General features: G+C 40.0%; 18 protein-coding genes. 7 read left to right on the top strand and 11 right to left on the bottom strand.

The genetic code is table 11. From position 1 onward, the window contains the following. Positions 1-89 precede the first annotated feature (89 nt). The 3 genes from mnmD to mazG are packed head-to-tail and all read right to left on the bottom strand — an operon-like array spanning position 90 to position 2,068. Complete coding sequence (gene mnmD, locus ACO6S2_RS03175; RefSeq protein WP_422361073.1) at positions 90-782, bottom strand: tRNA (5-methylaminomethyl-2-thiouridine)(34)-methyltransferase MnmD; 693 nt, start codon at positions 780-782, stop codon at positions 90-92. Beyond that, the gene (ispF, locus tag ACO6S2_RS03170) at positions 775-1,263 is read right to left on the bottom strand and encodes a 2-C-methyl-D-erythritol 2,4-cyclodiphosphate synthase (RefSeq protein ID WP_422361072.1); all 489 of its coding nucleotides are present in this window, start codon (positions 1,261-1,263) and stop codon (positions 775-777) included. The genes mnmD and ispF overlap by 8 nt, the downstream gene beginning before the upstream one ends. A gap of 1 nt (position 1,264) precedes the next feature. Beyond that, positions 1,265-2,068, bottom strand: a complete 804-nt coding sequence (gene mazG, locus ACO6S2_RS03165; protein WP_422361071.1) for a nucleoside triphosphate pyrophosphohydrolase — start codon at positions 2,066-2,068, stop codon at positions 1,265-1,267. Between the two features lie 84 nt (positions 2,069-2,152). Here mazG and ACO6S2_RS03160 point away from each other — a divergent pair, with 84 nt between their 5' ends. Together ACO6S2_RS03160 and glmM are read left to right on the top strand one after the other, a co-directional pair. After that, on the top strand, positions 2,153-2,380 hold the full coding sequence (locus ACO6S2_RS03160; RefSeq protein ID WP_348308632.1) for a hypothetical protein: 228 nt from the start codon (positions 2,153-2,155) through the stop codon (positions 2,378-2,380). A gap of 145 nt (positions 2,381-2,525) precedes the next feature. Next, complete coding sequence (glmM, locus tag ACO6S2_RS03155; protein ID WP_422361070.1) at positions 2,526-3,923, top strand: phosphoglucosamine mutase; 1,398 nt, start codon at positions 2,526-2,528, stop codon at positions 3,921-3,923. A gap of 3 nt (positions 3,924-3,926) precedes the next feature. On the opposite strand, the gene ACO6S2_RS03150 is transcribed toward glmM, so the two are convergent. From ACO6S2_RS03150 to ACO6S2_RS03135, 4 genes are all read right to left on the bottom strand, one after another. Then, entirely contained in the window at positions 3,927-4,613 is a 687-nt protein-coding gene (locus ACO6S2_RS03150) for an HAD family hydrolase (protein ID WP_422361069.1), read from the bottom strand. Continuing rightward, positions 4,610-5,347, bottom strand: a complete 738-nt coding sequence (locus ACO6S2_RS03145) for a dienelactone hydrolase family protein (protein ID WP_422361068.1) — start codon at positions 5,345-5,347, stop codon at positions 4,610-4,612. The genes ACO6S2_RS03150 and ACO6S2_RS03145 overlap by 4 nt, the downstream gene beginning before the upstream one ends. A 12-nt stretch (positions 5,348-5,359) precedes the next feature. Then, positions 5,360-6,244, bottom strand: coding sequence for a hypothetical protein (locus ACO6S2_RS03140; protein ID WP_422361067.1), 885 nt, complete (start codon positions 6,242-6,244; stop codon positions 5,360-5,362). 122 nt (positions 6,245-6,366) lie between these two features. Next, entirely contained in the window at positions 6,367-8,775 is a 2,409-nt protein-coding gene (locus tag ACO6S2_RS03135) for a TonB-dependent receptor (protein WP_422361066.1), read from the bottom strand. A 235-nt stretch (positions 8,776-9,010) separates the two neighbouring features. Here ACO6S2_RS03135 and ACO6S2_RS03130 point away from each other — a divergent pair, with 235 nt between their 5' ends. Then, on the top strand, positions 9,011-10,075 hold the full coding sequence (locus tag ACO6S2_RS03130) for a sensor histidine kinase (RefSeq protein ID WP_422361065.1): 1,065 nt from the start codon (positions 9,011-9,013) through the stop codon (positions 10,073-10,075). After that, positions 10,056-10,817 carry a LytR/AlgR family response regulator transcription factor gene (locus tag ACO6S2_RS03125; RefSeq protein WP_422361064.1) on the top strand — a complete coding sequence of 254 codons (762 nt, stop codon included), beginning with the start codon at positions 10,056-10,058 and terminating at the stop codon, positions 10,815-10,817. Before ACO6S2_RS03130 ends, ACO6S2_RS03125 begins: the two co-directional genes overlap by 20 nt. Before the next feature lie 23 nt (positions 10,818-10,840). On the opposite strand, the gene ACO6S2_RS03120 is transcribed toward ACO6S2_RS03125, so the two are convergent. Both ACO6S2_RS03120 and ACO6S2_RS03115 read right to left on the bottom strand, forming a co-directional pair. Further along, entirely contained in the window at positions 10,841-12,643 is a 1,803-nt protein-coding gene (locus ACO6S2_RS03120) for a YHYH protein (RefSeq protein ID WP_422361063.1), read from the bottom strand. Then, positions 12,640-13,119 (bottom strand): DUF6702 family protein, encoded by a 480-nt coding sequence (locus tag ACO6S2_RS03115; RefSeq protein ID WP_422361062.1) that lies wholly within the window; start codon positions 13,117-13,119, stop codon positions 12,640-12,642. Before ACO6S2_RS03115 ends, ACO6S2_RS03120 begins: the two co-directional genes overlap by 4 nt. 484 nt (positions 13,120-13,603) lie before the next feature. On the opposite strand from ACO6S2_RS03115, the gene ACO6S2_RS03110 reads away from it, so the two are divergent. The 3 genes from ACO6S2_RS03110 (at position 13,604) to ACO6S2_RS03100 (ending at position 17,182) form a co-directional block, all read left to right on the top strand. Further along, entirely contained in the window at positions 13,604-15,727 is a 2,124-nt protein-coding gene (locus tag ACO6S2_RS03110; protein WP_422361061.1) for a nitrite reductase, read from the top strand. Positions 15,728-15,808: 81 nt separating this feature from the next. Further along, entirely contained in the window at positions 15,809-16,579 is a 771-nt protein-coding gene (gene cobA, locus ACO6S2_RS03105) for a uroporphyrinogen-III C-methyltransferase (RefSeq protein WP_422361060.1), read from the top strand. Positions 16,580-16,591: 12 nt separating this feature from the next. After that, a complete protein-coding gene (locus ACO6S2_RS03100; protein WP_422361059.1) occupies positions 16,592-17,182 on the top strand; it encodes a precorrin-2 dehydrogenase/sirohydrochlorin ferrochelatase family protein in 591 nt (196 codons plus the stop codon). Positions 17,183-17,234: 52 nt separating this feature from the next. On the opposite strand, the gene ACO6S2_RS03095 is transcribed toward ACO6S2_RS03100, so the two are convergent. After that, entirely contained in the window at positions 17,235-19,322 is a 2,088-nt protein-coding gene (locus ACO6S2_RS03095; protein ID WP_422361058.1) for a M48 family metalloprotease, read from the bottom strand. Between the two features lie 276 nt (positions 19,323-19,598). Beyond that, on the bottom strand, positions 19,599-21,494 hold the full coding sequence (locus ACO6S2_RS03090; protein ID WP_422361057.1) for a DUF4153 domain-containing protein: 1,896 nt from the start codon (positions 21,492-21,494) through the stop codon (positions 19,599-19,601). Positions 21,495-21,619 lie beyond the last annotated feature (125 nt).

Raw genomic sequence — 21,619 nt, 5'->3', positions numbered from 1 at the left:
CCTTTAAGCGATTGGTGTAAGCAAATATAAAAAAACCCTCATGTTGTGAAACGAATCCCTCATTTTGTTGATCGAATTTCGACGAGTAATTAATTGGTGTTGATCTTCGTTCCTCTGGTCATTTCCTTTTTACCCGGAGGACCGTCTAATTCTTCTGTCGCAAAACCCACAGCTTTCAAGTCCCTTTTGAACTGCCCTTGCGCACAATAGGTCACAAATACTCCGTTGGTTTTTAAAAGATCAAACATTTTTTTGAGCACCTCTTGAGACCACATTTCCGGTTGCTTGGACGGCGCAAAGGCATCAAAATAGATCAGATTGAATGACTCATTAGTCGGGTTGAAATTGGCAAGATCGATTTGGATTTTTGTTAAATTAAACCACTCTGTAACAGCACACTCATTGTCCCAATCAGCATTATGCACTTTTTCAAAAAGGACTCTAGATTCATCAGACTCCTTTTTGTCTTTATAATTAAGTTGGTTAACCAAGTTCGCATCCAGAGGAAATTTTTCGATAGATGTGAATTTTATTTTGATCTTAGATTCTTGCGCTACTAAAGCAGTAAGCCAAGCATTAAGACCAGTTCCAAAACCTATTTCAAGAATCTTTATTTCTTTTTGATTGGGATGGGTTTCACGAAAGTGATTCACTCCCATTTTTAAGAACACATACTCCGATTCAGTGATTGCGCCGTGAGTTGAATGATAGGTTTCATTCATTTCAGGAATAAGTAATGACGACGAACCGTCTCTTGTTTCAATAACCTTTATATCAGACATTCTTATAGATTAGAACTACAGCGTGAGCCGACACTCCTTCTTCTTTGCCAACAAAGCCGAGCTTTTCGGTCGTAGTGGCTTTGATGGATACATCACCTTCTTCCACTTTCATCACCTCTGCCAATACCTTTTTCATCTCTGGAATGTGAGGATTGATTTTCGGTCTCTGTAGACAAATAGTGCAGTCAATATTTCCAACTTCATAATTGGTCTCTCTTATTAATTTCATCACATCGGCTAACAGTATTTTGCTATCAATTCCTTTGAACTTAGGATCTGTGTCGGCAAAATGAAAACCTATGTCACGCATATTGGCAGCGCCCAACAAAGCATCGCAAATTACATGAATCAATACATCTGCATCTGAGTGACCCACAGCTCCATGGGTGTGTGGCACCTCTATTCCTCCCAGCCAGAATGGTTGTCCCTCGGCTAGCTGATGTACATCATAGCCATAGCCTACTCTTATATTTGGTTTCATATTATTTAATAGTTTTCGCCTTCTCCCAATACTCATCCATTTCTGTCAGTGTCATTTCACCTATGGTTTTGCCATCCTTTTTGCTTTCGGACTCTAGATATTGAAATCGTTTGATAAATTTTTTGTTGGTGCGCTCCAGTGCCTCTTCAGGGTCAATATTTACGAATCGTGAGTAATTAACTAATGAAAAAAGTAAATCGCCAAATTCGTCTCTAGCCTTTTCTTCATCATTCTTTTCCACCTCCGCTTTGAATTCATCCAATTCTTCATGCACCTTGTCCCATACTTGGTTTTGGTTGTCCCAATCGAAACCCACTCCTCTTGCCTTTTCTTGAATTCGCATGGCTTTGACCATGGCTGGCAATGATTTCGGGACACCTCCCAAAACAGATACATTTCCTTTCTCTTTGAGCTTGAGCTTCTCCCAGTTCTCTTTGACTTGCTTTTCATCCTTAGCCTCAACATCACCATAGATATGTGGATGTCGGTGGATCAACTTATCACAAATGCCATTCAACACATCGGCAATGTCAAATTGGTTGGTTTCTGAAGCTATTCGAGAATAGAAAACCATGTGTAGCATAATATCACCAATCTCTTTCTTCACCTCCTGCAGATCGTTTTCTAAGATGGCATCGGAAAGCTCGTAAGTTTCCTCAATGGTCAGGTGACGAATGGACTCCAGGGTCTGCTTCATGTCCCATGGGCAATTCTCTCTTAGTTCATCCATGATAGTCAATAGTCTGTCAAATGCAGCCAATTTGGCCGGGCGGTTATTATCTGGCTTGCTTTTTGGAGAGGGCATGTAAACTGATCTTTGTCATTAAAGTGGAACTTTTGACAAAGCTATTGGCTTTAATGTATAAATTTGCATTCAACTTTTGAAAATATGACTACTATATTATTAGGCATTGGATTTGTAGCGATATTCTTCATTTTTATGAGCGTAAGGCTCATTTTCTTGAAAAATGGAGAGTTCAAAGGCACATGTGCTTCACAAAACCCATATCTCAATAAAGAAGGAGAAGCTTGTGGCTATTGTGGAAAGACAGTGGCAGCTGGGGACGCCTGTGGCAACCCTGACAATGAAGTAGACAAGGTCATGAGTAAATTTTAAATTGTCGAAAACACGACAACCAGCATTTCTAGAGAGTAATATTTAAAAACGTAATAACGGGAGCTTAAGCAAAAATTCAATAGACACTTTTGAATCTCAATGGTTTGTCTACTTTTGCGCACCCCAAAACTTATACATCAAATAGATGACACTTATTAAATCAATTTCTGGAATCAGAGGCACCATTGGTGGCAAAGAAGGAGAATCCCTTACACCAAATGACGTGGTAAAATACGCGGCGGCATTCGGACACTGGGCGAAGGAGAATTCCGGAATCAACAAAGTAGTAATTGGAAGAGATGCCCGCCCATCGGGTGAGTTGATCACAAAAATAGCTGCTGGAACTTTACAAGGCCTAGGCATAGACGTAGTAGACCTTGGTCTATCTACCACTCCTACTGTAGAAATGGCAGTCCCAGCCGAAAAAGCAGGCGGCGGTATCATTATTACTGCAAGCCACAATCCAAATGGCTGGAACGCTTTGAAACTTTTGAACTCAAAGGGAGAATTTATTTCGGCCGCTGAAGGAGAAAAAATATTAGAGTTGGCGGATTCTGGAGAAATAGAATTTGCGCCTTCTAAAGATCTTGGAAAATACGAACAAAACGATACCTATATAGATTATCACATTGATAAAATTCTTGAACTGGATTTGGTCGATGTAGAAGCTATAAAAAATCGAAAGTTCAAAATTGGCGTGGACGCAGTGAACTCAACCGGAGGAATTGCCATTCCTAAACTGCTTGAAAAACTAGGTGTGACCGACTACGAAATTTTTTTCGGAGAGCCGAATGGTTTGTTTCCTCATAACCCAGAACCGTTACCTGAAAACATTACGCATATCTGTAATGAAGTAGAAGGTGGACATTTGGATTTGGGAATCGTAGTAGATCCAGATGTAGATCGTCTGGCTTTTGTTGGTGACAATGGTGAGCCTTATGGTGAAGAGTATACCTTGGTGACCATTGCTGACTATGTGGTAAAAAACAAACCAGGGAATACAGTATCCAACATGTCTTCTACTCGTGCACTCCGAGATGTGACCGAAAAAGCTGGAGGTTCTTACGAAGCTTCTGCTGTTGGCGAGGTAAACGTGGTAAATAAAATGAAAGCGACCGATGCCATTATAGGTGGTGAGGGTAACGGAGGAGTCATTTTTCCAGAGCTGCACTACGGTCGTGATGCCTTGGTGGGTATTGCGCTCTTCTTGACTCATCTGGCTAAATTTGGCAAGTCCGCATCTTTGTTGAGAGCTATGTATCCAAACTATCACATCTCCAAAAACAAGATTGATTTGACTCCGGAGATTGATGTAGACATGGTGTTGGAGGAAGTAAAGAACAAGTACGCCAAGCAGCCTATCAATACTGAAGATGGGGTGAAAATTGAATTTGATAAAGAGTGGGTGCATTTGAGAAAATCAAACACAGAACCGATCATCAGAATCTATGCTGAATCTGACTCCAGAAATACTGCCGATGCCATGGCCAAGAAATTGATCATGGATATCAAAGAGATTGTAACCGAAAAAGTGGAGGATTAAGTTTTATCCTTCACTTCGGCATGATGCAGGTTTTATTACCAACTTTTCATCTGCTTTTTGATAATCTCTTATTACGATTTCTGCACCTAAGTCATTCAGCTTTTCATTCCCATCGGAATCGACACCGATAAAATTGATGTTCAACTCCTTGGATGCTTCCAAATCCCATTGACCATCACCGAAATAGGTGATAGATTCAAATTTTTTATTTCCAACCTTCTCTTTAGAGGCTTCAATTGCCAGTTTAGTGATTTCAGTTCTTTTAAAATGGTCATCAGCCGATCGTATGATATAGTTTTTCATAGGCAAACCCAAACATTGAAGTTTTAGCCATGCCGTTCGGCCCCAACCACCAGTAGCAAAAGCGACAAAAAAATCTTCCCTTTCTCCCAGCTTTACGATGAAGTCTGATGCTCCCCGTATTTCCTTAAATTCACTCTGCCTCAAAGAAAGCAAATCAAAAAAGTAATTTTGAATGTTTTTAACCTCCTCATCCGCAGGAAATCTATTCAGGCGACTCTGAAAAATTTCATTTGTGAGTCCGCTATCCGTAACATGCTCAAAATCACTCCAATTAGAACCCAACAAATCAATTTGGTGTAAATCCCTAAAGGTTTGAATGAAGCACTCATCATCCGCGGCTACCGAATTCACTACGGTGCCATCAATATCAAAAATTACCAAATTCACTTTTGTTTGATTACTTCAAAAATCTCCTCAAAAAAATTGACCATCGCTTGCCAGGCCCTACGATTAGAGGCTTCCTGATAAAGCATTCCAATTTCGGGAAACTTAGCAGCCGGATTAGTGAAGGCGTGTCCGGTATGACCAAAAGCCAAAATTTGCCAATCGGCCTTTCTTTCTGTGAGTTCATTACCCAAAGCCACTGTGCTATCTGGTTTTGCCAAGGGATCGTCCCACCCATGCAAGACAAGTACAGAAGCTTTTATATCTCCTTGATGATTCAATCCTGGTTGATCATATATCCCATGAAAACTGACGACTCCATTAATATCTACTCCAGAGCGGGCTAGGTCTAGCATACATTTTCCTCCAAAGCAAAACCCTATGCCACCGCACTGAGAAGGGTCCACCTGAGGATGATTTTTTAAAGTATCAAAAGCCAACAAGATATTATTGAGCAAAAGGGCACGGTCATCTAAAAATGGTTTCATCAACGCATCTGCCTGTTCTGGAGTAGTTGCCCGCTTTCCAACTCCATACATGTCCAAGGCAAAACCTACATAGCCCAAAGCTGCCATATCTTGTGCCTTACCTATTTCAAAATCAGATTGTCCCTTAAAGGTATGTGACACCAAAACGCCCGGTCTTTTGCCATCTACAGCATCATCCCAACACATGTATCCTTCGAATGTTTTTCCCTTTTTTGGGTCCTGGTAAGAGATTTTTTCAGTCTGGATCATTTGTGAATTGGTTTAGTCGTGGGTAATCTTTTTGCCTACTTTATCTCGGATTTTATAGAACTCATACTGCAACTCTGTTCCGTTTTTTTTGTCAAACCTAAAGGTGTTGGACTTCGAGTCATAGAGCACTTCAAAGTACTGCTCTTCCAATTCTCCTGACATGATATGCGTACTCCTTATCTCAGAGTCTCTCAGAGACAATTTGCTGGCGTAGTCGATAGGCATGGGCAAAATAATGTAGTCCTCAAGATACAAATCATGATCTTCACCATACATTTCTATTACTATCCGATCCTTGGTTTTTTGAAACTGCGTTCGATACAAATAAACCCAGCCCATTACATCCTCTTCTGTAGGCATTCTTTCGTCATGATTTCGCTTGTTGTAATAACTGGCTACGATTTCAATTTCTTTCCATTTGAACTTAAAACCCGAGGAGGAAATATAGGCCATAGACTCCTCGTCGTCACTCACAAAAGATTTCAAAACATCCAATCGCTGCTGTTTTTGTGATTTTGATTCTGTAACGCTAAAAATCTTTTCAAACCTTCCGTCCTTCTCTGCATAAAGACTTTGATTATTGCCTGTGCTTTCGAATAGAGAAATTTTTCCAACGAGTACTCTTTTTAAGGTCAGGAAATTTCCCCAGTTGTCTTCTTCGGGGTTTGATTTGATGAAGTACGTTCGTTCTTTCATTCCCTCGCTATAGCCATAGACATCATCACAAGAGAAGATGTGAAACTCCTTAGTCTCCTCATGTTTTATTTCAACCTGGTCCTCATAGATAGACATTCTTGTATAAGGTATTCGCTGACCCGTTTTTAGTACGAGGCTATCCTGCGCTAGGCTTGTAAATTGATGAGCAAGAGATAGTATTAGTAGAGAAAGTAGTCTCATAAATGGAGAAACAAATAGAATAACCCTTCAAATATATAAAAGGACAAGTGTTGAATTTCCCTACTCTCAATAAAGCATAAAAAAACCCCGATAAATCGAGGTTTCAACCCATAAGCTGGAGATTAAAACTGTATTCTGTATAAAATGTCCGGGAAAAACCCAATCTGCTCTACCACATTGATCTGATCGGTTACTTCATTGTATCTCTTTACAAATTCATTTTTTCTATTCGTCACGTTCTGCAGGTCGATAAAGAACTGATGCGATACGTTCTTTTTGACACTATTTATCCTCACTCCAAATTTTACGTCCCATCGAAAGTAATTGCCGTAGCGCATAGAATAGGCCTCATTATCAAATCTCACCTCTTCTCCGGCATTATTTCGCGTGCCATCTAAATCAATAGGTGTATAGGGTTTTCCTCCTGAGGTAGTCAACTTTGTGTCAAAAGTCCAGGCATTTTTATTGCCTTTGCCGAATTTCCATTCTTTACCAAACAGGACATTATATACGAAATGATTGTTGAAGGCAGTATTTCTTTCAATACCATCACTGCCTTTGTACTTTGAATCAAATACAGAAGTAGTCATCAGCAAATAGTAATTGTTGCTGAAGAATTTCTCCAGTGTAATCTCCGCTCCATAGTTACGACCAGTACCTTCATTTACTAATGATCCCTTTTCGTCATAGACAAAATCTGCTCCTTCGTTGATAATAGAGTAACTACTTGGTGTTTGTTCCACAGGCACATTGTATATGTATTGATAGTATGTTTCCGCCTTCAGTCTCCAACTTGGCCCAAGATTTCTGTCATATCCGAGCACTACATGGTGGCTTTTTGTGAAATCCAATTCGTCATTGGTCATCTCGTGCACACCAGGGCTCACTTGCTCCTCATAGAATAAAATTGGACTAGGTACAGCTTGGGCATGTAAACCATAAGCCAGACTCAAACGCTGTACAGGATCAAACTGCCAGCTGATGGCTGCTCTTGGCTCAAGTACAGTTGACCCCGTATACCCATGATGTTGACCATGAAAACCCGCTGTCACACTTAGCTCATCAGTAATGTTATACTCCGCCTGAGCAAAACCTTGCGATAAGGTATACTGGTCTTTAAAGTCGCGAATTAGTACAAAATCATCTGGAATACCATCCCCATTATCATCAGGAATACCTGCCTGGTTGTCACGATCCTCCGCAAAGAAATTAGCGTCATAAAGCTCGGCCACTACTCCAGCTCTCAAAGACCAACTTGCATTGAACTTCTTATTGAAAGTAGAGCTGAATGTGTATCTATTTTCGGTGTTTTTGACATTGGTTGCCCTATAAACCTGTACAGTATTTCCATCAGCATCTCTGATCAAATTGTCTTGCTCATAGGTACCGTAGGTAGTGGACGCACCAAAAATGGTTTTGATATACGTGGTTTTGTTCAATCTCAACAAGTGGGATAGGCCAATGACACCTAACGAGTTGTCGATATAGGCATCCTCATTGGGGTTAGCAAATAGATCGGTTTCGTCTATCTCATCACCAAAAAAGTCGATGCTGCTCAACCCTCCCAAACCGAATAATTCAAATCGCCCGATCTTGGTATCTCCCAAATTGGCTTTGAAGGAAAAGTCATGATAAATAGGAACCGCACTCGTGCCTGGCGCAGCAAATCGCGCAATGCCATAGCGGTATGACGCCACGAATGAAGAGTTGTTTTCCCTTTTGATTGGCCCTTCGGCCATAAACTCTAAGCCTGAAAAGGCCGATAGTTGACCCGTAAATTCATATTTATCCGTATTTCCATTTCTAAAATTCACATCAAATACCGCAGCATTGGCATTGCCATATTCTGCAGGAAAAGCTCCAGTCATAAAATCAGAATTCCTCAACAAATTGGTATTCAAAGCACTCACTGGCCCGCCAGTAGATCCCAGCGTGTTGTAGTGGTTTACGGTTGCGACGGGCAGTCCTTCAATTCTCCAAAGCAGGCCGCTCGGCGAGTTGCCCCTCACCACGATATCGTTTCGAGAATCATCAGGGGCACTCACTCCAGCGAACGATGCGGCCATTCTTGCTACATCATTTCTACCACCTGAAAATCGGGTCACCTCTTCCAAACTGAATGTTCTGGCACTTACTTTAGCCAGCTCATTGATAGGCAAATCCTTATTAGCATCTGCTGTAATGACAATCTCTTCCATCTTCTCGACGGATTCTTCGAGTTTAATTTGCAGTACAACCTCTTTACCCGTGGTCACCAATACATTGGGAATCGTTTGGTTTTTATATCCCAGATATTGTACGAGGAGTGTTTGTCTACCGATCGGCACATTTTCTAGTTTGAAGTAGCCGTCCATATCGGCAACTGTTCCTAAATAAGGATCTGATCCGATCAATCCAACTGTAGCACCAAAGAGTGGGTATTCAGCTTGGGCATCAAGTATCTGCCCCTTTACGGTTTGCGTTTGTGCTGTTGCTCTTAGGCTGGCAAGGGCTGCCAATAGACCCAAAACGATTATCAACTTCTTATTCATGGTTTCTGTTTTGAATTTTTATTACAGACTCGAAATTAGAGTTAGAGTTTCCGTTTAATAGGTAACAATTGACTGAGTTGGGAAATTTTCAAGATGAATCGGGCAAAAGAAGGGATGAAATTCTTCGAAAGAACCAAAGAACTCATAGTCTATTTGTGGTGTTTCAATAGTCCAATTTCCGGCTTCATAGGTAGTAATAGTCTTTAATGATAGAAAACCTAATATTATTGCAACCATGAAATGGCCAAGTGAAAAAGTGATTCGGTGGATAGGGATACCTGTTGTAGGAATCTTCATGTCTTTTATCATAAAAGATCATGAGCACGAACAAAACACTGTACTGGAAAACATTCTGATATCATTGGTTTTTACCGGAGTTCTTTGGAATGGCGCCGTTCTGATTATTTTTCAATTGCGAAAAAAATTTCCAGACTTACCGCAGACTGGCCGTCGACTAGTAGTGACCTACTTGGTAGTTACCCTGTTTTTGATCATCTGTCCCAACCTCATCCGTCTCGCTTTGGGAATAGTGACCCTAGATGACCTAGAAAATATCAAGAATGTATTCATGAATTCAGAAATCAATATGGTAGCTGCATTTATGGTTTCATCTATCTACGAAGGAGCTTATTTTTTTCAACAATGGAAGAATTCGTTTGCACTAGCTGAACAGTTCCGCAATCAGCAAATCCGGACACAATTCGAAGTTTTGCAAAACCAGATGAGCCCCCACTTCTTGTTTAACAGTCTCAATACCCTCACCGCCCTCATAGCCGAAGATCAAAAGGTTGCCATTGACTTTACACAGACATTGTCAGAAGTCTATCGCTATATACTCCAAAACAGGGAAAGAGAACTGGTGATGTTAAAAGAAGAACTGATTTTTTCTAAATCATACGTCTATTTGTTGCAAATGCGCTATCCTGAAAACCTCGAAGTCAATTTCTCTATTGATTCCGGATATGAAGAGCGCTACATTGCTCCTTTAACGCTACAAATGCTCGTCGAAAATGCCATCAAGCACAATATCATTTCTAAAAATGAACCTTTGCAGATTGATATTTATGTAGACCAAAACGATGTACTACTTGTTAAAAACAATCTACAACTAAAAAGAACACTTGAAAAATCAACCAAAACTGGGCTGACTAATATTCGTAAACGCTATGAATTTTTAGGTCAACGTAATATTGAGGTTATTACTTCTCAAAGCAATTACATAGTCGCAGTACCTTTGATTGAAATGTTGAGCGAATTGGAGACTAAAAAAGAATCAAGTCATGACCGTACTAATCATTGAAGACGAGGCACCAGCGTTTCGCAGATTGCAGAAGCTGCTAGAGGAAGTTGATGATTCTATTCAGATTATTGAAGTCTTCGATGGCGTAAAAGAGGCGGTCAAATGGCTAAATTATCACCAATGCCCCGATCTTATCTTCATGGATATCCAGCTTAGTGATGGGCTCAGTTTTGAAATATTTGAACAGGTCGAAATAAACAAACCTGTCATTTTTACAACAGCGTTTGATGAATATATGCTCAAGGCTTTTAAAGTTAATAGCATTGACTATCTGCTCAAACCCATCAACAAAAATGATCTACAACGAAGTTTAGAAAAATATACGAAATTGAAATCTCAGTTTTCTGAAACTGAGACCCCTTCGATTCAGGAGCTGATCAAAAACATACGCCTGGATGATCGAAAATTCAAGTCACGCTTTTTAATAAAAATGGGAGAAAAAATGATGTCTGTGGAGACCCAAGACATCTTTTGTTTCTACGCACATGCCGGACTGGTCTACTTGCTAACTAAAGCAGATAAAAAATATCTTATAGATCAAACACTTGATGATATTAGTAAAGAGTTAGACCCTGAAAAGTATTACCGGGCCAACAGACAGTACATTCTCAATTACAATTGCATAGAAGCGGTTCACAAATTTGGCAAGAGTAAGTTGCTAGTAGAAACTTCCTTCGCCCACGAAGAACAAATTATTGTAAGTAGCGAAAAAGCCACTGCGTTTAAGCAGTGGCTTGGGTAACTTTTTCTCAAAAAGCTTAATATCTATTTCCCAATCTTCCAGGCATCATCAGGTGTCCCTACGAAACAATTCGGAGTAACCGGGAAGTCAGCAGTAATTACGTAATAATAAGTTCCATCAGGGTATTCTGGAGTTACTCCAGTCCTACCATTACACTCGTCCAAATCTCCCAATCCATCTACAAACTCGAAATCCTGAATATAAGTCCCATCATGCGTGCCATCTGGATAATCTTCTCCCGCAGTACCAGTACCTGTTCTTGAGCCAGACTTCAGCTGATAGCTTGATTTCAATTCTTTAATTGCAGAAGATCCATCGTTTTCATCAGTATATCCATACTTATAATAAATAGGGAATCCATCAGCAGCAAAACCATAAAGCAGTGAGTGTCTAGATCCATCTTCTTCATCAGCCAGCGCCACAATATCTCCGTGATAGTGGTAATTTCCTGCCGAGGTCACATGTGCTCCATAGGCATCAAGCCCTGTATCATTCTCTTCCGTCACCTTAGCTTGCCATTCCCAGTTCTCTTCTCCCGTGTCAGGGTTTTCCCAAGGTTTCAAGCCCATCGGGTGAAACTCTACGCCATTCACCGCTACACCAAACTGATAAAAATTATCATTCGACGGTGTAGGCCCGCCAGTTTCATCATATACGTAGGTAATGCTACCCGCCTCGGTTGGAGTAAGGTCAATCGAGTGAGTCGATTCAATTGCGGTTGGATCGGCATTGGGAAAGCTTCCGACTGCGTGACTAGGATATTGATTAGAAGAAATGGTCCTTAAGTCTCCGCTGATGGAAAAACAAACCTCACTCACTGTTGTGCTCTTATATGAACACGAAGTAGTAGATCCCTCCTCACCGGCATACTGATGATCGTACACATGAGAACCAGTGTATGGCACCAATTTAAAATAATAAGACTTATCTGTTTCCAGGATAGTAACATCTAGTGAAGAGATACTCGTTCCATTATACACCAGCTGCTGGCCTACCCCATTGTAGGAGGTACTTCCATCCAAATCATCTCCATCAGTCAAGTTAGTAAAACTGTCTTCCGTATTCATCAGAATTGCATAACCATCTGCTCCATCTATGGCTGTCCAAGAACTTATGGTCAAACTATTTCCATCTTGATTGGAGAAGGTGAAAATATCCGTAGATGTGTTCGAAGCAGCTATAGTGACCACAAAAGAGTCTGTAGCCTTTTGACCACTAGGGTCTGTGGCCGTCACATTTACATTGGTGGAGCCAACAGCCTCCTCAGTCAAGGTAAGCGTAGTACCTGACACACTAACAGTAACAATTTCCTGATCGCTACTAGAAGCAGCATAGGTCAAAGCATCTCCCTCAGCGTCAGCAAATACGTTGGCCAATTCTACTGTTGCCGCTCCAAATCCTACCTTAAGATTCTGGTCTGATATTTCATTTGCGACTGTAGGTGTACTATTGTCTCCGATCGTCAGTGTAAAACTATCTGAAACGCTTGCTCCATTAGTATCCGTCGCTGATACTGTAATTATAGCTGTACCATCTGCTTGTTCTATCAGCGTAAGTGTGGAACTTGAAATCTCTACCAAAACAACACTTTCATCAGCGCTGGAAGCTGTGAGAACAAGCGCATCACCATCTTCGTCGCTAAAGACATCTGTCAATGAAATTTCATGAACCTCAAAGCCTGAGGCTAAAGAAAGGTCATCAATTGCAACAGCCACCACTGGGTTGTTGTTAGAAGTTCCCACTTCATCCTCCGTACAGGCCCACATAAAAATTAGCAGGAGTCCTGCAGTGAGTATTGTTTTCAATTGATTGTTAAAGTTTCTCATAGCTCATATTTTATATTAGTAGACACCCTGTCTTTGTTTAGCCGAAAGGATCTCTTTTTATCGTGAAAAGTAGCTTTTATAATATTGGTTTGGTTTTCGATGGTTTCAAGCAAAACAGTGTTGCTAACCGAAATTTCTTTAATCTGTGTATTTGGCAAATTGAGTTTAGCTGATATGACAATCACCTCTTTCTGAAATTCAACAGATGTGTAATCAAGAGAAGCGTTTTCGCCATTGATGGCTAGAGTCATTCGATCATTCAAATATTGAGACAAAGCACAATTCCAATCTTCTTTTGTGGTGCCTACATCATTTCCCACGGCTTTTACCAAATTGGCCTTGTCCAATCTAATTTCCATAAAGTAAGTCTGGTCATCTTCAAACAGTTCAAACAACCCAAAATTGAGATCATGGGCTTCAATTGCCAAAAAGCTATTTGTCAACAGTATACAGAGCGCAAGAATTAATCTTTTCATAGCTAAAACCAAAATGGTCGTACTTACAAGAATACAACGACTAAGCGATATTGAACCCTACTTGATGAAAATTCTGCTATGAGATTCTCAAAATTCGCAGGGCAAAAAGTAGTGAATTTTAAGCAAGTCATAATAATTCTCACGTTCTGTTGTGATTCTGTTAAAATATTAACCCAGGAATTATCTTTTTGTCAAAAACGAGCGTTTAAACAAAATTCCCTTCTATCTTTGAACCCTGAATTATCAAACTCCGTTGAAGGAATCACATCCTGAAAGGACGAAATGAAGAAAACAACATTAAATAATATCTCAATAATGAACATCTGTTGGATGTGTTGTTGCTGTATGCTTTCATATAGCGGGAGATATACATTTAATGAATTATTGAATAGAAGAAGTTAATCAACATAACAATAAGACATTAAAAAGCCTCTCCCGAGAAATCAGGAGAGGCTTTTTTATTGGACTAAAATCAGAATATACCATGCAAAGTTTTAGATCAGAACTTGAAAATCTAGACAACCCAGTCGTCCAAAAAGACATCATTGCCCTGGCAGACAAAATTCAAATTTTCCGCGAAGGAAAAATTGACCCGGACAAATTCAGAAGTTTGAGGCTTGCCCGTGGCGTCTATGGTCAGCGTCAGCCGGGCAACCAAATGGTTCGAATCAAGATACCATTCGGTAAAATGAGCGTGCAACAGCTGAGAAGAATTGCCGACATTTCTAACGAATTTGGCGGTGGCAACTTGCACGCCACAACTCGGCAGGATATACAAGTACACTACGTAAGCCTGGACCGTACGCCAGAACTTTGGGCGAAACTAGAGCAAGACGATATCACCTTGCGCGAAGCTTGTGGAAATACACTCAGAAACGTAACTGCCTCTCCGGTGGCTGGTATCGATAAGGACGAGCCGTTTGATGTTTCTCCTTACGCACACGCTTTGTTCAAATACTTTTTAAGAAACCCGGTTTGTCAGGAAATGGGGCGTAAGTTCAAGATCTCATTTTCATCCAGTGAAAAAGATACAGGTATCTCATTCATCCATGATATTGGGTTTATACCAAAAATAAAAACAGAAGGCGGTAAAGAAGTCAGAGGATTTAAAGTAATGATCGGTGGTGGATTGGGTGCTCAGCCTGTACCCGCTCAGAAAGCATTCGACTTCTTGCCTGAAGACCAAATGATCCCATTTACTGAAGCTTTACTTAGAGTTTTCGATCGCTATGGCGAAAGAAAAAGAAGAATGAAAGCTCGTTTCAAATTCTTGATTTCTGAAATCGGCATTGACGAAGTGATGCGATTAGTAGAGGAAGAACGAAAAGCCTTGAGCACGCAGTCTTACGTGGTGAAAAACCTATTGGGTCAACCAAGGCTTCCTGAAAAATTAGGGTTCTCTGACAAGGCGATCAATGATCAGGAAAAATATGAAGCTTGGAGAGCCACCAACGTGTGGGAGCAAAAGCAAGAAGGATTTTATGCTGTATCCATCAAATTGCCAAACGGCGATATGAATTGGGAAAAAGCTCACAAGTTTGGCGATGTGGTATTGAAGTATGCCGCGGACGACATTCGTGTGACAGTGAACCAAGGCTATATCCTTCGATTCGTGAAAGAAGAAAGCTTGAAATCACTATACGCGGAATTAGAGGCTTTGAATCTGGCGGATCCTGGATTCAACAGTACTGGTGATATCATCGCTTGTGCGGGTACGGATACTTGTAATTTGGGTATCTCAAACAGTACGCGTGTAGCACTGGAATTGGAAAACGTAATCGAAAAGGAATATCCGGAATTGATCAAAAACAATGACCTCCACATCAAAATCAGTGGATGTCCTAACTCTTGTGGCCAACACGCCATTGCGTCAATTGGATTTCACGGATCGTCTTTGAGAAATAAGGTGAACAAGAAAACAATCCCAGCAGTACAAGTATTGCTTGGTGGTGGATTGGGTAGCAATGGAGATGGCTTCATTGCTGAGAAAGTAATCAAGGTACCAAGCAAGCGTACGCCAGATGTACTTCGTGTGTTGTTCAACGACTACGAAGAAAATGGCAACGAAGGCGAGTACTACTACGACTACTTCAGAAGACAAGGCAAAGATTACTTCTATCAACTGTTGAAGTTCTTGGCTGATTTGGAAACATTGAAACCAAGCGACTACATCGACTGGGGTAAAGAAGAGCAGTTTGAAGTAGAGACAGAGGTTGGAGAATGTGCTGGTGTGATCATCGATCTGTTCTCTACCTTGATGCATGATGCGGAAGAAAAATTCGTGTGGGCACAGGAAGCTTTCGACGGTGGAAACATCGCCGATTCTATTTACCACACGTATAATGTATTTATCAATGCTGCTAAAGCGCTGTTGATTGACAAAGGCATTACGGTAAATAATCAAGTGACGGTGATGAATTCATTTGAAGAAGAGTTCGGACAGGATTTCAAAAGCCTGACTGGTGGTACATTCAAAGATTTCGTTTTGAAAATCAACCAAAACGAACCTTCTGAAGACTTCGCTACTGCGTACAGAGAAGACGCTGCCAAATTCCTCGAAAGAGTAAAAGAAGTACAAAAAGATTTGTTGGTGGAAGAGCCAGCGTGATAAGAAACAAGATGAGAGAATCAAGAACCAAGACTATACAGTCTTGTATCTTGACTCTTGATTCTAAAAATCTAAATAACCATGAAAAATCTAAAAGCTCCTAAATTAACCTTGGTGGGTGCAGGTCCGGGCGATCCGGATTTGATCACCCTCAAAGGCATCAAAGCTTTGAAAGCAGCCGACGTCGTATTATACGACGCTTTGGCCAATGAAGAGCTTTTAGATTTTTGTTCGCCGGATACGAAGAAAGTATTCGTGGGCAAGCGCGCTGGATTGCACCATTATCAACAGCACGTTATCAACCAGATGATTGTGGATCATGCCGTCAAGTATGGTCATGTAGTTCGCCTTAAAGGAGGTGATCCATATGTCTTTGGAAGAGGTCACGAAGAGCTAGCTTATGCCGAAAAGCATGGACTGGTAGTAGATTTAGTACCTGGTGTAACAAGTGCCATTTCGGTACCTGCACTGAATCAAATTCCGCTAACTCGTAGAGGCATAAACGAAAGTTTCTGGGTGATGACAGGTACTACACGAAGTGGACAGTTGTCTTCGGACATTGAGCATGCGGCAAAGTCTAGCGCCACGAGTGTGATTCTGATGGGCGTGAAAAAATTGCCAGAAATTCTGGCCATCTATGCTGCCAGCGGAAAAGCAGAAACGCCAGCAGCCATCATACAAAATGGTTCTCGACCAGACGAAAAAATTGTGATTGGAAATGTCAGCAACCTACAAGAACTGGCATTAAAAAATAATATCGGTTCTCCTGCTATTATAGTCATCGGAGAAACTGTAGCTTTAGGTAAAGAAAAACTAAACAGCACGCTGGATAAAATCGTTTTATCCAAATAAACCCCCAACACCATGAAGTCGCTCAAAAACGGTAACAATCTATTTCCAGTATTTTTCAAACTGGAGCAATTGCAGCTCCTTATTGTTGGTGGTGGTCATGTGGGACTAGAAAAACTCACTGCCGTGCTCACTAACAGCCCAGCCACCAACATTCGCTTGGTAGCTAAAGAGATCAGTGGTGAGGTGCGTGAATTTGTAAAAGATCACCCCAACGTAAAATTGATCGAAAGGGAGTTCAGGCCTTATGACCTGGAAGAAATCGAACTAGTGATCGTAGGAATAGACGATACGCGCACGAGCGAACTGATCAGAGACATGGCTAAGGTGCGTGGCCTCTTGGTCAATGTGGCCGACAAACCAGAGCTATGTGACTTCTACCTCGGGTCTGTAGTGAAAAAAGGCGACCTGAAAATCGCCATCTCTACAAATGGCAAATCACCTACCGTAGCGAAACGTATCAAAGAATACTTGAACGAATCCATCCCGGAATCGATCGACGAGGTGCTTCAAAACATGAGCAAAATTCGTGAAAAACTTCACGGAAATTTCGACTTCAAAGTACGCACGCTGAATAGCATCACTAAAGATTGGTTGAAGAAGTAAATCCAATCTCTTAAAATTAACGAGGTTACACAGCGCGATCTCGTTAATTTTTTTAAGAAAAATTTTCTGTTGGAATATTAGATTCAGATTTAAGGAAGATCTCCTCCTTATAGCATAGTAACTTCTTTTTAAGTAAAAAGAATCCCCTTGAAAGAAGAAAAGCATAATTATTCATCGCAGTGAAAATCACTTCCAAGTTGGATTCATCATAGGCTTCGTTGTAAAAGTATTTCCATTCTTTGGAAAGGTATAATTCGAAATTTTTCTTGATCTCTTCTGTTAATTCCTCCTGAAACCATTTGTTGGAAAGCATATCTTTTATTCCTTCCTTCAGCTTATTTTCTAGTGGTATTATATTCTGAAAGTTGATTTTGATCTTATCAAAAGGGGTTGTGAAATTGATAAATTGTAATTGATTAGATAGATCAATATATATTTTGTAATTGTTTTCATATTCACTATCAAACTCAAAAAGTTCATTATATAATGAAGTCAGATTCGATTCGCCATCAAGATTGTTTTCTAATGATTTAAAATGTCTAAAAATAGCGATGTCATTTTGTTTGATTTCTTCATTTTTTTTCTCAAGCTCAGCCTTAAGGTTTTGGATTAAACTTCTAGTTTCTTTCCTGTTGTATTTGCACCCATCGTAATCAAATGTTTTAACTGGAATAACTTTATCTGCAATTTGAGTTAAAGTCTGAATATCGTCGTTCAAACCAATTGCCCCCCAAATCTGATCAATTTTTTGACTACTGAACAGTTCATTTAAGTCTGTCTTATATTTTTCAACTTCAATTGAATCCAAATCAAAAGTTAAGGGATTTTTGTTGTCATAATAGCCGTTGAATAATTTCGGAAATGTATTGGCTGCGTATGCTTCCTTATAACTCGTCAAGAAGGTATCCTGATCCAATTTCGTTATATCACCTTCATATTTCGCTTCCTCAAAAACTAACTTTGTAAGTCTCTGTTGAGTACTGATAATATCACCAAATATTTTAACTGCGGGATCATTATTCGTTTCTACCTTCTCTAGCTGTAACTTCTCTAATCTTTCGATTCTATCTTTTGTGCTTGGATGTGAGGCCCATTGATCTTCTATAACCAATTTAGATTTATTGAATTTGTTTAAATCATAAAAAGTCACTTGAGGCAAGCCATTTTCAAACTTCAGATTATTATCTCTGCTTAGAATGTTAATCACAGAAATATGCTCTGGATAAAGATTTTCTGATGTGATATTCTGTTGGACTTTAGATTCATAGAACGAAAGCAGGTTGTTAAAAGCGTAATCTGCCATTTCCATTCTTAATAAAGAACTTTTTAGTGGCTCATAACCAGTTACATGAGCGGCTATTTCATCCGCATGAAATTCCATTTCTCTTGATAGTCCCATATAAGCTTTGTTCACTATTTCATAAACCCCTCTTAGTATCCATTGAATTCCTGCAATAATTTTGACAGCCAAAACCACAAAAATCGAAAAGTACCCACTTACTCCTGCCCAACTTTGAATTATTCTATCATAAGACTCATTATCATAAAGCATGTTGAATATGATCTGATTTACATTATATACATAGCTTCCAACTTTCATAGAGTTTTGAGAAAAGTGGCCAAATTCATGTGCTAGAATAGATTTTAATTCGGAATGCGTTACTGTATTGATTAGACCCATACCAATCTGCAGGTTTTTCTTAATAGGAAGAATCATGCTCCAAAAGCTGGAATCATAAAAGACCGATGCGTTGACATCTGCAGATAGGTAAACTTTTTTTGGGAAAGAAGTTCCTACTTCATTTACTAGATCCTGAATGAGCGCAAACAATTCGGGCTCCTCTCTTTCGGTAATTTCAATCAAATGCGAGCGATCAACCTTATGAGATTTGAAAATGAACTTTAATAGAAAAATCAATACTAAAATACCCAAACTAGCCAGTCCTATTCCCAAAGCAATAGTAATGAAGGTAGGCTTTAGAGCTACCAGCATTAATCCTCCATAAATACTAACCGCAGTTAATGCAATGGTTAATAGAAGCAATAGAATATATATGAAAGCAAAAAATACAATTGACACAATCGCCTTGGATGTCTGTGATTTGAAACCCGAAGAGACTTTAACTTCTTTTTTTAGCATAAATCAAATTGACAGAAATGATAGATTATTATTTGCAATAAAATGCAATAAAGAGGAAATACAAAACTTACTTTCAAAATGTGCGCATCCATCATTTATGAGATGGCTTTTCTACTGCACTTGTACAAGTGCTTCACAACTTCGACTACAAAATTTGTACGCTGAATAGTATTACTAAAGATTGGTTGAAACATTAAGATGATCATCCTTCGCGGATCTGCTCCGTGAATAATTTGGAGAAAGCAGACAGATCACGGAATAAATCCGGGAAGTTGGTTAGTCTTTCTTATCAACCTGCTTCAACAACAAATCACCACTGAGTGTAGTGGCTTTTAGCGTATCATTTTCTTGCTGAAGTTGCACATCAGTGATGATAAATTTGAGATCAAAGTCAGTTGAAGAACCTTCTAAGGTCATACCAGACGGGTCAAGGTTCGACGTGTATTCTTTTCCATGTGCGGCGATCAACTCATCAACTTTTTGGCCCAAGAAAAGATTGGTCGTATCCATTTCACTAACAAAGAAAAGCCCCAGAGAATCCCCTGCATTGAACAGCAACTGGTAAGGTTTGCCTTCGATATCAATGGTGTGCTCAGAAGCTTCCCCTCGATAATTATACAAATAAACACGTGTCAGGTAGTCAAACCGATTCAAATAAATAATCTCCGTAGTTTCGGACGAATAACTAAAATAGGTGTCCGTACGGTTGATATACTTGTAACTATAATTCAATCCCAGAGATCTCATATAGATCTCCGCTTCATTTCGGTATTTGTTAGAATCCAGAGAAATCACAATTAGTGAGTCTAAATCCTGTTGGAAAATAGACCGGATACTGGCTAGCCCATGATAGTCGTCCAGATAGTTGACGATGGAATACACCTCGTTGTGCAAAGAGTCTGACAGCACACCTTCATTGGTATCGTCTTGTTTGGTATAGAACCACTCGGGCAAACTGTCGGCTTCCCAAATCACTTCATTGATCACCTTTCCATCTTGCAACAAATTGTTGTTTTCCAAAATTGAAAGCAAGCGATTGGCCTGACTGCTTTCACTCATGCTAAACATGCCCCAAGGGCCAAAAGACATCAGAGCCAGCGTGATGGCCAGCGACATGGGAATGAACTTAATGTTCTTCCTACCGATTGTGAAATAAGTTGCCACGAGCGTCAGCCAAATACCGAGTAGCACAATCACATATCTATTGATGGTAAGTGCATAATCTGCTATTCGCATGCCAATAGCGAAAAAGAGTAAGGCGATCAGTGGATAGAGCAATAAGTAAAAAACTTTTGTTGCTTTCTTGATCCAGCCATTTTCCTTCATTTCCCCGTACGGGTAAAACAACAACACGGTCAGTATACCCAATACTGAAACACAAGAGATCAAATAGGAAACGATGCCCTTTGGCCAATCCCATAAGATGGTGATTTTTGCCCCATAAGCATAGAGAATAATCAAATACAATACGAGCAGAGGCAGCAAGACATACTGCGCAAAAGTTTTGAGTCCTTTAGGGTAGTCATGATTGGACTCGAGCTGCTCTATGTCTTCTGGAATCCCCGAAAGGAAAAACCAGGTATTGAAGAGGCCAATAATTACAATCCACAATTCAAAGTACAGCTCATCTTTGATATCTATATCAAAAAGCAAATGAAGCGCAGATAAGGCCAGAATTAATCCCACATACAGAAAGCCTGAATATAAGATCGAAGTCAGAATTCGAATAAAAAGTGTCTTATTAAAGTTCCAAAATCCATTCAGCTGTTGGCCACTGAGATACGGACTAAATGAAACCAATAGATGAACAATGATATTGAATATGCTATACCTGATGTAGGGAATAGCGGTATTGTGTGTGTTTTCTGCATCAGGCAATGACAAAAAGATAGCCAGCAAGACGAGCGCAGCGACCACATGCGAGCCAATGCTCGTAGCGATTCCAAAGTCCTTCTTTGAGCTAATGATGGTGACGCAGAAAAACAAAGGGATACCCAAGGCAAAAGTGATCAGGCTATTGATATAAGGGAAATAGTTAGTGATTTCATCCTCCAACTCTACCATATAGATAGCCAGGCAGACTCCACAAAAGGCACATAACAACGTGAGGGGAAATCTCAAAAGAGATTCTTTGGCTGAGCTAAGTAGGTAATTAATTGAAGGCAGGTTCATAACTATCTTTTTTAAAATGTCAGAAACGAAAAGATACATCTATCCACTCTATTCAGTAAAAAAACTTTAAGAAAAATTCCAATCAACCGAACAGTTAATACCTCCAAAACTTAATGTTTTTCATT

The sequence above is a fragment of the Reichenbachiella sp. genome (assembly GCF_965233835.1).
Lineage (GTDB): Bacteria > Bacteroidota > Bacteroidia > Cytophagales > Cyclobacteriaceae > Reichenbachiella.
This window is presented reverse-complemented; position numbering and strand designations above follow the sequence as displayed.